Annotated in this window: 15 protein-coding genes and 1 tRNA gene; 11 read left to right on the top strand and 5 right to left on the bottom strand. The window is 62.4% G+C overall.

Annotation, left to right across the window (positions count from 1 at the left end):
- Positions 1-169 precede the first annotated feature (169 nt).
- Positions 170-1,831 carry an OFA family MFS transporter gene (locus NTD82_RS19080; RefSeq protein WP_262129944.1) on the bottom strand — a complete coding sequence of 554 codons (1,662 nt, stop codon included), beginning with the start codon at positions 1,829-1,831 and terminating at the stop codon, positions 170-172.
- Between the two features lie 320 nt (positions 1,832-2,151).
- On the opposite strand from NTD82_RS19080, the gene NTD82_RS19075 reads away from it, so the two are divergent.
- The 5 genes from NTD82_RS19075 to ppk2 all read left to right on the top strand — a co-directional run bounded on the left by NTD82_RS19075 (position 2,152) and on the right by ppk2 (position 7,134).
- Positions 2,152-4,398 (top strand): AsmA family protein, encoded by a 2,247-nt coding sequence (locus NTD82_RS19075; RefSeq protein ID WP_262129820.1) that lies wholly within the window; start codon positions 2,152-2,154, stop codon positions 4,396-4,398.
- On the top strand, positions 4,395-5,462 hold the full coding sequence (gene mutY, locus NTD82_RS19070) for an A/G-specific adenine glycosylase (RefSeq protein ID WP_095155787.1): 1,068 nt from the start codon (positions 4,395-4,397) through the stop codon (positions 5,460-5,462). Before NTD82_RS19075 ends, mutY begins: the two co-directional genes overlap by 4 nt.
- Positions 5,459-5,731, top strand: a complete 273-nt coding sequence (locus NTD82_RS19065) for an oxidative damage protection protein (protein WP_095155786.1) — start codon at positions 5,459-5,461, stop codon at positions 5,729-5,731. The genes mutY and NTD82_RS19065 overlap by 4 nt, the downstream gene beginning before the upstream one ends.
- 91 nt (positions 5,732-5,822) lie before the next feature.
- Positions 5,823-5,898: transfer RNA gene (locus NTD82_RS19060), tRNA-Phe, on the top strand.
- A 183-nt stretch (positions 5,899-6,081) separates the two neighbouring features.
- Positions 6,082-7,134, top strand: a complete 1,053-nt coding sequence (gene ppk2 / locus NTD82_RS19055) for a polyphosphate kinase 2 (protein ID WP_175652875.1) — start codon at positions 6,082-6,084, stop codon at positions 7,132-7,134.
- Between the two features lie 4 nt (positions 7,135-7,138).
- Here the strand turns inward: ppk2 and NTD82_RS19050 are convergent, their stop codons facing one another.
- Positions 7,139-7,681, bottom strand: coding sequence for a hypothetical protein (locus NTD82_RS19050; protein WP_095155784.1), 543 nt, complete (start codon positions 7,679-7,681; stop codon positions 7,139-7,141).
- A 120-nt stretch (positions 7,682-7,801) separates the two neighbouring features.
- Here NTD82_RS19050 and NTD82_RS19045 point away from each other — a divergent pair, with 120 nt between their 5' ends.
- Both NTD82_RS19045 and NTD82_RS19040 read left to right on the top strand, forming a co-directional pair.
- Entirely contained in the window at positions 7,802-8,236 is a 435-nt protein-coding gene (locus NTD82_RS19045) for a hypothetical protein (protein ID WP_262129818.1), read from the top strand.
- Positions 8,237-8,293: 57 nt separating this feature from the next.
- Positions 8,294-8,725: a hypothetical protein gene (locus NTD82_RS19040; RefSeq protein ID WP_262129817.1), complete on the top strand. Its 432-nt coding sequence runs from the start codon at positions 8,294-8,296 to the stop codon at positions 8,723-8,725.
- A gap of 103 nt (positions 8,726-8,828) precedes the next feature.
- Here the strand turns inward: NTD82_RS19040 and ycaC are convergent, their stop codons facing one another.
- The 3 genes from ycaC to NTD82_RS19025 form a co-directional block, all read right to left on the bottom strand.
- On the bottom strand, positions 8,829-9,458 hold the full coding sequence (gene ycaC, locus NTD82_RS19035) for an isochorismate family cysteine hydrolase YcaC (protein WP_175652878.1): 630 nt from the start codon (positions 9,456-9,458) through the stop codon (positions 8,829-8,831).
- Positions 9,459-9,654: 196 nt separating this feature from the next.
- A complete protein-coding gene (gene gabP, locus NTD82_RS19030; RefSeq protein ID WP_262129815.1) occupies positions 9,655-11,049 on the bottom strand; it encodes a GABA permease in 1,395 nt (464 codons plus the stop codon).
- Between the two features lie 217 nt (positions 11,050-11,266).
- Complete coding sequence (locus NTD82_RS19025) at positions 11,267-11,545, bottom strand: hypothetical protein (protein ID WP_262129814.1); 279 nt, start codon at positions 11,543-11,545, stop codon at positions 11,267-11,269.
- Between the two features lie 112 nt (positions 11,546-11,657).
- Here NTD82_RS19025 and NTD82_RS19020 point away from each other — a divergent pair, with 112 nt between their 5' ends.
- The 4 genes from NTD82_RS19020 to NTD82_RS19005 are packed head-to-tail and all read left to right on the top strand — an operon-like array spanning position 11,658 to position 14,634.
- A complete protein-coding gene (locus NTD82_RS19020) occupies positions 11,658-12,431 on the top strand; it encodes an ABC transporter ATP-binding protein (RefSeq protein ID WP_095155779.1) in 774 nt (257 codons plus the stop codon).
- Between the two features lie 13 nt (positions 12,432-12,444).
- Positions 12,445-13,197 (top strand): ABC transporter substrate-binding protein, encoded by a 753-nt coding sequence (locus tag NTD82_RS19015; RefSeq protein ID WP_095155778.1) that lies wholly within the window; start codon positions 12,445-12,447, stop codon positions 13,195-13,197.
- Positions 13,198-13,252: 55 nt separating this feature from the next.
- A complete protein-coding gene (locus NTD82_RS19010; RefSeq protein ID WP_262129811.1) occupies positions 13,253-13,948 on the top strand; it encodes an ABC transporter permease in 696 nt (231 codons plus the stop codon).
- Positions 13,945-14,634 carry an ABC transporter permease gene (locus tag NTD82_RS19005; protein WP_095155776.1) on the top strand — a complete coding sequence of 230 codons (690 nt, stop codon included), beginning with the start codon at positions 13,945-13,947 and terminating at the stop codon, positions 14,632-14,634. Before NTD82_RS19010 ends, NTD82_RS19005 begins: the two co-directional genes overlap by 4 nt.
- Positions 14,635-14,652 lie beyond the last annotated feature (18 nt).

Genomic DNA, 14,652 nt, shown 5'->3' with positions numbered 1-14,652 from the left:
AAACGAAGATGACGTGTGGTGGTGGGGTTTGATGCCCGATTTTCGGGCCATCGCGAGCGAGCTCGCTCCTACGGAGGACATTTGCGCGTCCTGAGCCGATTGTAGGAGCGAGCTCGTCGGGGCGCCGAACCGTCGCGAAGGACCGCAAAGCGGCCCCGAATTACCTGAATCAGTGGAACAGTACGGCGGTCTTCTGCAAGGTCGCCCACACACCCCACGCCAGCGGAATCCCCACCGCCAGCCACGCCGCGATCACCAGCGGCTTGCTGCCCGGCGAGGCATGCCATTCGAGGACGGTGCTGTTGTCAGCGCCCTTGTCGTGGCCCAGCGCCTGCTCGGCAGCCAGTTGCGCGTCGGTCATGAAGTACTTGTCCGCCACCGGGCGCACCAGCGCGTTGCACAGGAAACCCAGCACCAGCAGGCCAGCGAGGATGTACAGGGTGATGTCGTAGGCCGCGGCCCGCTCCACCCCGATCTTCAACTGGTACTCGCGCAGGTAGTTGACCAGCACCGGCCCCAGCACGCCCGCCGCCGCCCAGGCGGTCAGCAGCCGGCCGTGGATCGCGCCGACCATCTGCGTGCCGAACAGGTCGGCCAGGTACGCCGGCACCGTGGCGAAACCGCCGCCGTACATCGACAGAATGATGCAGAACGCCGCCACGAACAGGGCGATGTTGCCCAGGTGGCCCATGTTCGGCACCAGCGCATACAGGGCGAAGCCCAGCGCGAAGAAGGCGAAATAGGTGTTCTTGCGGCCGATGTAGTCGGAGAACGACGCCCAGAAGAAGCGCCCGCCGATGTTGAACAGGCTGAGCAGGCCGGTGAAGCCCGCGGCGATCGCCGCGATCTGGCCCAGTTGGGTGGCGTCCAGTTCGCTGAAGGTCAGGTTGTTGCCCAGCAGCTTGCCGGCGAACACTTCCTGCAACAGCGGCGAAGCCATGCCGAGGATGCCGATACCGGCCGATACGTTCAGGCACAGCACCAGCCAGATCAGCGCAAATTGCGGGGTCTTCCACGCCACGCTGACGTGCACGTGGCGGTGAGTGATCATCGCGTTGCTGGCTTTCTTCACCGGCGCGACCCAGCCTTCCGGTTTCCACCCGGTAGGCGGTACGCGGTAAGACAGCGCGCCGCCGATCATGAAGATGAAGTAGATCACCGCCATCACCACGAAGCTCTGCCAGACGCCGACGCCTTCAGGGCTGGCGAAGTGGTTCATCAGTGCCGCGGCCAGCGGCGCGCCGACCATCGCACCGCCGCCGAAGCCCATGATCGCCATGCCGGTGGCCATGCCGCGTTTGTCCGGGAACCACTTGATCAGGGTCGAAACCGGCGAGATGTAGCCCAGCCCCAGACCGATACCACCGATCACCCCCGAGCCCAGCCACATCAGCCAGATCTGATGGGTGTAGACCCCGAACGCGGAAATCAGCAGGCCGCCGCACCAGCACAGCGCCGACACCACACCGGCCTTGCGCGGCCCGGCATGTTCAAGCCAGCCACCCCAGATCGCCGCCGAGCAGCCGAGGAAAATGAAGAACAGCGTGTAGATCCAGCCGAGCATGGAGATCGGCCAGTCGCAGGTGGAAGACACCATCTGCGCGAAGAAGCCCATGTCCGGCGCGCAAGCCACCGGGGCGCTGATGCCGATCGCCTTGGACAGCGGCAGCCAGAACACCGAGAAGCCGTAGGCCATGCCGATGCAGAGGTGGATTGCCAGGGCGGCTGGTGGAACCAGCCAACGATTGAAACCGGGTCGAGCGACGATGCGCTCCTTGGAAAGGAAGCCGGGCGTGCCGCCCACGGCCCCCGCGGTGATGCTGCTCATTATTATTGCCCTCGTGGATAGGTATGGCTCGCGGGCCGAACCGGACACCCCTCGACTTTGGCGCACGCAGGCAACGAGTCGTTTTTTGAGGGCAGCCGGCCTCGTCGCGACAATCCGTCGCAGCAAGACCCGGGAACCTCAAAAGAGTAGCATTTAGCTGGCTAATCATTATCAAACTGATATCGCGTTTTTCGCCGCAACTGACACTTTTCACCGACAAGCGCCGTCGAAATCTCCTCGCCGCAGAGCAATCGCGGCGGCCAACGCCACAGGGCTATACTCTGCGGCTGAATTTTCAGACATCGGACTACAAGGACTCGCCCATGAAAGCGTTTGGCAAAATCCTGGGACTGGTGGTTCTCGGGCTGTTGCTGATCGTGGTGGCCGGCGGCTTCGCCCTGACCCACCTCTTCGATCCCAACGACTACAAAGACGAGATCCGCCAACTGGCTCGCGACAAGGCTCACGTCGAGCTGACCCTCAATGGCGACATCGGCTGGAGCCTGTTCCCCTGGCTTGGCCTGGAGCTGCACGAGGCGAGCATTGCCACGCTGAACAAGCCCACCGAACCCTTCGCCGACCTGCAAATGCTCGGCCTGTCGGTGCGCGTACTGCCGCTGCTGCGCCGCGAAGTGCAGATGAGCGATGTGCGTGTGGAAGGGCTGAACCTGAGCCTGGTCCGCGACGAAAACGGCCACGGCAACTGGGAAGATATCGGCAAGCCGCTGCCCGCCAACGCCCCGGCCGCGCCCGCTGAAACGGCACCAGCCACCACGGCGCCGGCGCAGACCGAGAGCAAACCGGCCGCCAGCGAACGTCCGGTGAAACTGGATATCGACAGCCTCACCGTGAACAACGCCCGGGTGCAATACAGCGACGCCCGCAGCGGCCAGAGCTTCAGCGCCGAAAGCATCCAGTTGAGCACCGAAGCCATTCATGAAGGGATCAACATCCCGCTGAAAATGACCGCCTTCCTCAGTTCCAGCCAGCCGGTACTGCGCGCCCGCATCGAACTCGCCGGCGAAGGACGCTTCGACCGCGCCCTCAAGCGCTACCAGTTCGAAGACATGAAGCTCACCGGCGAACTGTCCGGCGAACCGCTGAAACAGAAGAGCGTGACCTTCTCCGCACAAGGCCAGTTGCTTGCCGATCTGGCCGCCAACGTCGCCGAATGGAATGGCCTGAAACTCTCCGCCAACCAGTTGCGCGCCCTCGGCGAACTGAGCGTGCGCGAGCTGGATAAAGAGCCGAAGATTAGCGGCGGCCTGTCCATCGCCCAGCTCGACCTGCGCAAGTTCCTCGACAGCGTCGGCGTCGAGCTGCCGGCAATGAACGACCCGACCACCCTGACCAGCTTCGAACTGGTCGGCCACCTGCAAGGCAGCAAGAACAGCCTGGCCCTGGAAGACCTGGCGATGAAGCTCGACGCCAGCACCTTCACCGGCCGCCTGGCCGTGGAGGACTTCGCCAAGAAAGCCCTGCGCATCCAGTTGAAGAACGACACGTTCAACGCCGACCGCTACCTGCTGGCCAAGAGCGAAGCGGCCGCCAGCGCCACCGCCGCGCGCCAGGCCGAGGTCAAGGGCAACGAAGTCAGCGCCCTCGCCGGCTCCGGTACCACGCCGCTGCCCGACGCACCGACCCAGGTTGCCTGGAGCAGCGACAAGCTGCTGCCGGTGGACCGCCTGCGCGAACTGGACCTGCAAGCCAGCCTGAACTTCGGCGAGCTGACCCTGAACAAGCTGCCGATCCAGGACGCTGAACTCAAGGCCAACGGCCAGGGCGGGCTGATCACCCTCGAAACCCTGCGCGGCGGCCTCTACAACGGCGACTTCGAAACCCACGGCACCCTCGACGTACGTCCACAGGTGCCGCAGATCGGCCTGACCAGCAAGATCAACCGCGTGCCGGTGGAACACTTCATCAAGCACGACGGCGACAACCCGCCGGTCAAGGGCCTGCTCAGCCTCAACAGCGACCTGACCGCCAGCGGCAACAGCCAGAAGGGCCTGATCGACACCCTCAACGGCAACGCCAGCTTCGTCATCAACAACGGCGTGCTGGTCGATGCCAACCTCGAACAGCAGCTCTGCCAAGGCATCGCCACGCTCAACCGCAAAACCCTGAGCGGCGAGCCGCGCGGCAAGGACACGCCATTCCAGGAGCTCAAAGGCAACCTGGTGCTGCGCAACGGCGTGGCCAGCAACCCGGACCTGAAAATCCGCATCCCCGGCCTGACCGTCAACGGCAACGGCGACCTCGACCTGCGCGTGCTGGGCATGGACTACCGCATTGGCGTCATCGTCGAAGGCGACAAGCGCGACATGCCGGATCCGGCCTGCCAGGTCAACGATCGCTTCGCCGGCCTGGAATTCCCGCTGCGCTGCCGTGGTCCGCTGGAACTCGGCGCCCGCGCCTGCCGCGTGGACAAGGATGGCGTCGGCAAGCTGGCCGGCCAGGTGCTGGGCAACCGCATCAACGAAAAACTCAATGAAAAACTCGACGAGAAGCTTGGCGACAAGGTCAGTCCCGAGCTGAAAGACGCACTCAAAGGCCTGTTCAAACGATGAACCCCGAGCAGTTTTCCAGCGCCGTGCTGGATTGGTACGACCGCCATGGTCGCCACGACCTGCCCTGGCAACAGGGCATCAACCCGTACCGGGTGTGGGTCTCCGAGATCATGTTGCAACAGACCCAGGTCAGCACCGTGCTCAATTACTTCAGCCGCTTTATGGACGCCCTGCCGGACGTCCAGGCCCTGGCCGCGGCGCCCGAGGACGAAGTGCTGCACTTGTGGACGGGGCTGGGCTACTACACCCGCGCCCGCAACCTGCAGAAGACCGCCCGGATCGTCGTCGAGCAGTACGGCGGCGAATTCCCGCGTGACGTGGAAAAACTCACCGATCTGCCGGGCATCGGCCTGTCCACTGCCGGCGCCATCGCCAGCATCAGCATGGGCCTGCGCGCGCCGATCCTCGACGGCAACGTCAAGCGCGTGCTGGCCCGCTATACCGCGCAAGAGGGTTATCCGGGCGAGCCGAAAGTGGCCAAGGCACTGTGGGCGACGGCCGAGCGCTTCACCCCGCACGCGCGAGTCAACCACTACACCCAGGCGATGATGGACCTCGGCGCCACCCTCTGCACCCGCAGCAAGCCCAGTTGCCTGCTGTGCCCGCTGGAGCGTGGTTGCGAAGCGCACATGCTCGGCCAGGAGATCCGCTACCCGCTGCCCAAGCCGCGCAAGGCCCTGCCACAAAAGCGCACGCTGATGCCGATGCTCGCCAACGACGAGGGCGCCATCCTGCTTTACCGAAGGCCCTCCAGCGGGCTGTGGGGCGGTTTGTGGAGCTTGCCGGAGCTGGACGATCTGGACGACCTCGAACACCTGGCCGACCAGCACCAACTCAACATCGAAACCCGCCACGCACTCAGCGGCCTGACCCACACCTTCAGCCATTTCCAGTTGGCCATCGAGCCGTGGCTGGTACGCGTCGGCCAACAGGGCTCGCACGTGGCCGAGGCTGACTGGCTCTGGTATAACCTCGCCACCCCGCCGCGCCTGGGCCTCGCTGCCCCGGTCAAGAAGCTGCTCAAACGCGCGGCCGACGTATTGATTGCAGGAGAGTCGTCATGACCCGCACCGTAATGTGCCGCAAGTACCACGAAGAATTGCCGGGCCTCGAACGCCCACCGTACCCGGGCCCGAAAGGCCAGGACATCTACGAGCACATCTCGCAGAAGGCCTGGGCCGACTGGCAGAAGCACCAGACCCTGCTCATCAACGAGAAACGCCTGAACATGATGAACGGCGAAGACCGCAAGTTCATCCAGGGCGAGATGGACAAGTTCTTCTCTGGCGAGGAGTACGCAAAGGCCGAAGGCTACGTTCCACCGGCCGAATGACCCCGTAAAACGTAAGCGTCGGTATTAATTGAATAAATTTTTCAAAATTTTGTTGACGCAATCCTGAAAAAGCCTTTTAATGCGCCCCGTTGCCCAGATAGCTCAGTCGGTAGAGCAGAGGATTGAAAATCCTCGTGTCGGCGGTTCGACTCCGTCTCTGGGCACCAAGACAACGTAAAAACCCCTGAATCGAAAGATTCAGGGGTTTTTTGTTTGTGCTCGAAAAAGCGCACGCCCACGACACGCGAAAAACGCTACAAACCGCTGGCGCATTGACCGACATCAATATGCCATCACGCAAAATATGTAAGGTGGCAGGTGGACATTCGAAGGAACAGAAGGCCCCTCCCATGAGTGAAGAATCCCCCGCCCTCCCGCTTCCAGAGCCGTTATCCGGGGCAGGCCAGCATCAGACCACGCCACACAAAGCCAATACCTCTCGCCCGCATCGCCGCCCTCGCAAGCCCGCCCCGATCGTCGAAACCGACATCGCTGCGGACACCCCGGCCGCCCTCGAAGTCGCTACCGCCCCGCACGGCACCAGTGAAGACAGTTCGTCGGCCAAGCTTCCGCACACCTATCCGTACAGCACCCGCATGCGCCGCGCCGAATACGACAAGGCCAAGCACTCGCTGCAGATCGAGCTGCTGAAAGTGCAGAACTGGGTCAGGGAAACCGGCCAGCGCGTCGTCGTCCTGTTCGAAGGCCGCGATGCTGCGGGCAAGGGCGGAACCATCAAGCGCTTCATGGAACACCTGAACCCGCGCGGCGCGCGGATCGTCGCCCTGGAAAAACCGTCCGAGCAGGAAAAGGGCCAGTGGTATTTCCAGCGCTACATCCAGCACCTGCCGACCTCGGGTGAAATGGTCTTCTTCGACCGCTCCTGGTACAACCGCGCCGGCGTCGAGCGGGTCATGGATTTCTGCACCCCGCTGCAGTACCTGGAATTCATGCGCCAGGCCCCGGAGCTGGAGCGCATGCTGTGCAACAGCGGCATCCTGCTGTTCAAGTACTGGTTCTCGGTAAACCGCGAGGAGCAACTGCGCCGCTTCATTTCCCGTCGCGACGACCCGCTCAAGCACTGGAAACTGTCGCCCATCGACATCAAGTCGCTGGACAAGTGGGGCGAGTACACGGCGGCCAAGGAAGCCATGTTCTTCCACACCGACACCGCCGATGCGCCGTGGACGGTGATCAAGTCGGACGACAAGAAGCGCGCGCGGATCAACTGCATCCGTCACTTCCTCAACGCCCTCGACTATCCCGGCAAGGACTTCCGCGTCGCCCACGAACCCGACCCGCTGCTGGTGGGCCGTGCCTCGCGGGAGCAGGAAGAAGACCTGCGCGACGAAGAAGACACCCAACTGCAAAGCCGGGTCAGCTCGCTGCTACTGCCGGGCTGACGCCTCAGAAGTTGGCAATGGCGCTGCAATACTCGGCCTTGGTGGCTTTCACCGGCTCCGGCGTAGCGCCATCGATCCGCGTGAAGTCCACCCCGCAGCCGCGATAACCACGCAGCTCCAGCTCGTAATCGGCACCGGCCTGCGGAGTGAAGGTGAACATGCCCAGGCACGTACTCTTCTGGTCATAACTCACCGCCCGGCCGCCATCGAGGAAGGTCAGGGTCAGCGGCTTGCCCGCGGCCACACGCACCTCGCTGGTGGCCCACCCCGCCGGCACTGGCTTGCCAGCAGGCATGCCGAGTTTCTCATTGTTGCGCTGGGCGAAGGTTTCGTTCGGCACGATGATCACACCCGCACCGGGGCTGTACCAATCCACACACGCAAGGCCCGGCACACCGCGCACCATCCCGTCAGACATCACCCGCAGACGCGCCGTCTCGCCACTGGCAGGCGAAGCAAACTGCGTGTTGAAGGATTTGACTGCGGCAATGTTGCCGCAGCCGCTCAAGACGGTGGCGGCGAGGCTAAGCACAACGATGGTTTTCATGCGGGATTCCCTTCCTGTTTGTCCGATAACCCGCCTGTGACACTGCTTCGCGGCTTGGGTTTCCCGGTCAACTGCGATTCAATACGCGGAATTTGACTGACTTCGCACAAAGGAACACCGATGGCCTCTAACACCAAGCAACAGAAACGCGCCAAACGCGCCGCCAGCAAAGCCCGCGAAAACCGCATGGTGCGTAGCGGCCAGACGGTGAAGAGCGGCGGCGAGGGGTCCAGCGCCAGCGTCGAGCAGGTGTTCAAGAAGGCCATGGACTCGGGCAGCTACACCGCCATGTTCGAAAAAATGAAAACGGCGCAGGACACCAGCCTGGAAGCGATGATCGCCGTGTTCATGGTCGACCCGCTGCTGACCCTCGTGCTCAAGGGCCACAAGGAAGACGACGCCAGCGACTACATCTGCAAAGTCTTCTGTGCGTATCGCAACTGGCTGGATGGCACCGAGGAAGAAGCGGCCATGGCGTGGCTGGAAAGTGATGAGTTCCAGGACGCGTATGTGGCGGCCTCGGAGATGGTGTCGAAGCAGAAGAAGTTCGGCTGACGAAACCGCCCGCCCCCACCACCGCTCGCGCCAGATTCGGCAATAAGGAGCTCCTCCATGGCCTCCAACACCAAACAGCAAAAACGCGCCAAACGTGCGGCCACCAAGGCCAAGCAAAACCGCGTCACACGCAACAATGTCTCGAAGAACAAGGATTCCGCCCCGCCCTCCGTCGACGAGTTTTTCGAGACGGCCATGGGCGCCGGCCTCTACGACGAGTTGTTCGAGGGGATGAAGGAGGCTCAGGCAACCAGCCTGACCGAGATGTGCAGCGTATTCCTTGCGGACTCGCTGCTCTCGTTGGTGGTCACCACCTACGGCGAGGACGCTGCGGCGGATTACATCTATGGCGTGCTCTGCGCCTATCGCGACTGGCTGGACGAGGCGGATCAGGAGACGGCCACCGCCTGGATCCAGAGCCCGGAGTTCGTTGAAGCGTACGAGCAGGCGGCGAAGCAGATAGAGGCTGAGGTGGCTGGCGAGCAGTGAAGAGGCCCGTCAGTTAAAACTATGGGGCCTCATCGCGAGCAAGCTCGCTCCTACACGGAATCTGTAGGAGCGAGCTTGCTCGCGATGGGCCCCAATTAGTTTCTTACTTGCCAGCAGTCAGCGCGTTGTAGCTGGTCATCAGATTCCGGTAATCCGGAATGTGATTCGAGCACAGCGCCGCCAGCCCTTCGACATCGTTGCGCCAGTCGCGGTGCAGCTCACAGGCCACGCCGAACCAGGTCATCAGTTGCGCACCCGCCGAACTCACACGGTTCAAAGCGGCATCGCGGGTCATCTCGTTGAAGGTGCCGGAAGCATCGGTCACCACAAACACTTCAAATTCTTCTTCCAGGGCCGACAGCGCCGGGAACGCCACGCACACCTCGGTTACCACGCCAGCAATGATCAGTTGCTTCTTGCCAGTGGCTTTCACCGCTTTCACGAAGTCCTCGTTGTCCCAGGCGTTGATCTGGCCAGGGCGAGCGATGTACGGGGCATCCGGGAACAGTTCTTTCAGTTCCGGCACCAGCGGGCCGTTGGGGCCTTGTTCGAAGCTGGTGGTGAGGATGGTTGGCAGGTTGAAGAACTTGGCCAGATCCGCCAGGGCCAGAACGTTGTTCTTGAAGCGGTCTGGCTCGATATCGCGCACCAGGGACAGCAGGCCAGCCTGGTGGTCCACCAGCAGGACAGCGGCGTCATCTTTGTTCAGGCGGTTGTATTTGAATGCGGTCATGGTCGTTGCTCCTAAAGGTTCTGATCTTCGTAAGGGGGGGTGTTTCGCGTTGATGGGAGAAGATTAAATTCAGAACCTTTGGCGCGGTAGATAGTGAAAACTGGCTTTAGCGTTCCTCAAATAGAACGAGACCCATGTAGTTTTTCAGGGCAATAAAAAAGGCCGCATTGCGCGGCCTTCTTTCACTTCAACAACTTCAGTTATCCAGCACCAACGCCCCAGCCTTCTCGGCCTTGCGCTTGCGTGCCACCAGCAGGCCCGCCGCAACCACGGCAATGCTCAGCAGAGCGGTGGAGATCACTTCTGCCCGATGATCCGGACGGATCAGCATCAGGGTCAGTACACCAACGATGAAGAAGATGGTCGCCCAGGTCAGCACCGGGAACGCCCACATCTTGAAGTCGATTTTCTCGCCACGCGCCATGCGCTGACGGCGCATGCGCAGTTGCGACACGGCAATCACCAGGTACACCAGCAGCGCGATCGCGCCCGAGCTGGCCAGCAGGAATTCGAATACCTGCGCCGGGGCCACATAGTTGGCAAACACCGTCAGGAACGCCGCCGCGGTCGACAGCAGCACCGCGTAGTGCGGCGTGCCGCTGGAGGTGGTGCGCTGGGCCATGGCCGGCGCGTCACCGCGCTTGCTCAGGGAGAACAGCATGCGCGACGAGGTGTACAGCGCCGAGTTCAGGCAACTGGTCACGGCGATCAGAACAACGATGTCGACGATCAACTTGGCGTGCGGCACGCCCATCAGTTGCAGCACGGTCTGGTACGAACCGACTTCGGCCAGTTCGCCCGAATTCCACGGCACCAGGGCCACGACGATGAAGATCGACACGAGGTAGAACAGGAAGATCCGCCAGATCACCGAGTTGGTCGCCTTGCTGATTTGCCGGCCCGGGTCTTTCGATTCGGCGGCGGCGATGGTGACGATTTCGGTGCCCATGAACGAGAACATGGTGGTCAGCATCGCGCCCAGCACGGCGCCGAGGCCGTTGGGCATGAAGCCCTGAGTGTCGAACAGGTGGCTGACGCCGCTGACCTGGCTGTGCGGCATGAAACCGAAGATCGCCGCCAGGCCGAGAATGATGAAGCCGATGATCGCCACGACCTTGAGCAGGGCGAACCAGAACTCGAATTCACCGTAGTTCTTCACGCTGAACAGGTTGGTCGCGGTCAGCAACAGGGTGATGACCAGGGTGAAGGCCCAGATCGCCACGTCGGGGAACCAGGCATTAAGGATGGTTGCGGCGGCGTTGGCCTCAAGCGGGATGACCAGCACCCAGAACCACCAGTACAGCCAGCCGATGGTGAAGCCGGCCCAGTGACCGATGGCACGGTCGGCATAAGTGGAGAAAGAACCTGTATCCGGCGAGGCCACGGCCATTTCGCCGAGCATGCGCATCACCAGCACGACCAGCGTGCCCGCGGCGGCGTAAGCCAGCAGCACGGCAGGACCGGCGGCGGCGATAGCGTGGCCGGAGCCGACGAACAGACCGGCGCCGATCACGCCTGCGATGGACAGCATGGTCACATGCCGTTGCTTGAGCCCCTGAGCGAGGTCATTGGAATTGTGCGTACCGCTCATAAAACTACCTTTGCAAAGAATGGGGGATCTTCCCGCGTTTTGGAGCCGCAATGCCCTCGTGAGGCGCCCTGCGGTTCGTGGCAGCTTGATAGCAATCAGCGGGCCAGCTTGATGACCGCCCATTCCGAAACACTCTGTAACCACGATTCATAAGGCTTGCGGTGCTTTCAGCCAGTCACTGGCCGAAAGGTCGCCAAAGATGCCCGACTTTGCGTGATTACTGAAATACCCACTTACAATTAGAAATGGGTGGGCCATAACCAATCACAGGTAACACCTTTGCAAAATCACAGCGCAAAAAAGGTGCAACCAAAAAGCGCAACCAGACCCCCAGCCAGGTGTTACCAACCATCGCCGCGACCAAATACGGCTTTCCAGCAGCGGCCAAAACTGGCACCATCGCGCCTTTTTTCATCATGGCTCCGGCCCCGCGAAGCGAAACGGCGGACAGCAGCGCGACAGTCCACTGCAGCGATGCGACACCCGCCTTTCCCATGGCCGACCACCCTGCTCGACCTTGTTGGCTGTGATCCGGGCGCTATGCTAGCGTGGCGCCTCGCCAGGAAGGCCGCCAACAGCAGAACGCACCGAATCAATGAGGACCGCACATGGCCCAGGCCACGCCCGCACTGGAAATCCGCAACCTGCATAAACGCTACGGCGACCAGGAAATTCTCAAGGGCATTTCCCTCACCGCCCGCGACGGCGACGTGATCTCCATCCTCGGCTCCTCCGGTTCCGGCAAGTCCACCCTACTGCGCTGCATCAACCTGCTGGAAAACCCGCACCAGGGCGAAATCCTGGTGGCAGGCGAGTCGCTCAAGCTCAAGTCCGCGCGCAACGGCGAACTGGTGGCTGCCGACAACAAGCAGATCAACCGTCTGCGCAGCGAAATCGGCTTCGTCTTCCAGAACTTCAACCTGTGGCCGCACATGAGCATCCTCGACAACATCATCGAGGCCCCTCGTCGCGTGCTCGGCCAGAGCAAGGCCGAGGCCATCGAGCACGCCGAAGCGCTGCTCGACAAGGTCGGCATCCACAACAAGCGCCACAGCTACCCCGCCGAACTCTCGGGCGGCCAGCAACAGCGCGCGGCCATCGCCCGCACCCTGGCCATGAAACCCAAGGTCATCCTGTTCGACGAACCCACCTCCGCCCTGGACCCGGAAATGGTCCAGGAAGTACTCAACGTCATCCGGGCCCTGGCCGATGAAGGCCGGACCATGCTCCTGGTGACCCACGAAATGGGCTTTGCCCGCCAGGTGTCCAGTGAAGTCGTCTTCCTTCACCAGGGCCTGATCGAAGAGCAGGGATCGCCGCAGCAGGTTTTCGAAAACCCGACCTCGGCGCGTTGTAAGCAATTCATGTCCAGCAACCGCTAACGGAGCAACACGCATGCAGAACTACAAGAAATTCCTCCTGGCCGCTGCCGCCACGCTGGTGTTCTCGGCCAATGCCATGGCCGCCGAAAAACTGAAGATGGGCATCGAAGCGGCCTACCCGCCGTTCAACAGCAAGGACGCCAGCGGCCAAGTCGTCGGCTTCGACAAAGACATCGGCGACGCCCTGTGCGCCAAGCTGAAAGTCGAGTGTGAAGTGGTCACCTCCGACTGGGACGGCATCATCCCGTCGCTGCTGGCCAAGAAGTACGACTTCATCGTCTCCTCGCTGTCGATCACCGACGAGCGCAAGCAGGCCGTTGATTTCACCGACCGCTACTACTCCAACAAGCTGCAGTTCATCGCGCCGAAAAACGTCGACTTCAAAACCGACAAGTCCTACCTGAAGGGCAAGACCATCGGCACCCAGCGCGCCACCCTGTCCGGCACCTGGCTGGAAGACACCTACGGCAGCGACATCACCCTGAAGCTGTACGACACCCAGGAAAACGCCTACCTCGACCTGACCTCCGGTCGCGTCGACGCGCTGCTGGCTGACAAGTACGTGAACTACGACTGGCTGAAATCCGATGCCGGCAAGAACTACGAGTTCAAGGGCGAGCCCGTGGTGGAAAGCGACGAAATCGGCATCGCCGTACGCAAAGGTGACCCGCTGCGCGAGAAGCTGAACGCCGCGCTGAAAGAAATCATCGCCGACGGCACGTACAAGAAGATCAACGACAAGTACTTCCCGTTCAGCATCTATTGATTCGCCCCGACCGGTACCGCCTTGCGCGGTGCCGGTCCCTTGAACACTCCTGCCCATGAATATTGATCTACACGGATTCGGCCCGGCACTCGCGGCCGGCACGCTGGTGACCGTCAAACTGGCGCTCTCGGCGCTTTGCCTGGGCCTGGTGCTCGGCCTGCTCGGCGCCTTGGCCAAGACCTCGCCGCTCAAACCGCTGCGCTGGATCGGCGGCACCTACTCGACCATCGTGCGCGGCGTACCCGAACTGCTCTGGGTGCTTTTCATCTATTTCGGCTCCGTCGCCCTGATGAGCCAACTGGGCGACCTGCTCGGCCTGCCCGGGCTGGAACTCAGCGCCTTCGCCGCCGGGGTCATCGCCCTCGGCCTGTGCTTCGGCGCCTACGCCACGGAAGTATTCCGCGGCGCACTGCTGGCGATCCCCAAGGGACACCGTGAAGCGGGCATGGCCCTCGGCCTGTCGAAAGGGCGCATTTTCTCGCGGCTGATCCTGCCGCAGATGTGGCGCATCGCCCTGCCCGGCCTGGGCAACCTGTTCATGATCCTGATGAAAGACACCGCGCTGGTCTCGGTGATCGGCCTGGAAGAAATCATGCGTCAGGCGCAGAACGGCGTGACCACCAGCAAGGAACCGTTCACCTTCTACCTGGTGGCGGCCTTCATCTACCTCGGCCTGACCGTCCTTGCGATGACAGGCATGCACTTCATGGAAAAACGCGCCGCACGCGGCTTCGCGAGGGCCAACTCATGAATTGGGAAGTCATCATCAAGTGGCTGCCACGCCTGGCCCAAGGCGCCACGCTCACCCTTGAGCTGCTGGCCATCGCCGTCATTCTCGGCCTGATCATCGCCATTCCGCTGGGCATCGCCCGTTCGTCACGGCACTGGTACGTGCGCGCCCTGCCTTACGGCTACATCTTCTTCTTCCGTGGGACGCCGCTGCTGGTGCAACTGTTCCTGGTCTACTACGGCCTGGCGCAGTTCGAGGCGGTCAAGGCCAGCGCGCTGTGGCCGTACCTGCGCGACCCGTTCTGGTGTACCGCGCTGACCATGACCCTGCACACCGCCGCCTACATCGCCGAGATTTTGCGCGGCTCGCTGCAGGCCATCCCGCGGGGCGAAATCGAAGCGGCGCGGGCGCTGGGCATGTCCCGCGCCACCGCCATGCTCCACATCATGCTGCCGCGCGCTGCGCGCATCGGCCTGCCGGCGTACAGCAACGAAGTGATCCTGATGCTCAAGGCCAGCGCCCTGGCCAGCACCGTCACCCTGCTGGACATCACCGGCATGGCCCGCACCATCATCGCCCGGACCTACATGCCGGTAGAGATTTTCTTCGCCGCGGGCGTGTTCTACCTGGTCATCTCCTTCGTGCTGGTGCAAGGCTTCAAAGGACTGGAACGCTGGTTGCGGGTGGACGCCGCACAAGGCCGCTGACGCCCATCGCTGGCAAGC

The sequence above is a fragment of the Pseudomonas sp. 5P_5.1_Bac1 genome (assembly GCF_025466015.1).
In the GTDB taxonomy this organism is placed as follows: domain Bacteria; phylum Pseudomonadota; class Gammaproteobacteria; order Pseudomonadales; family Pseudomonadaceae; genus Aquipseudomonas.
This window is presented reverse-complemented; position numbering and strand designations above follow the sequence as displayed.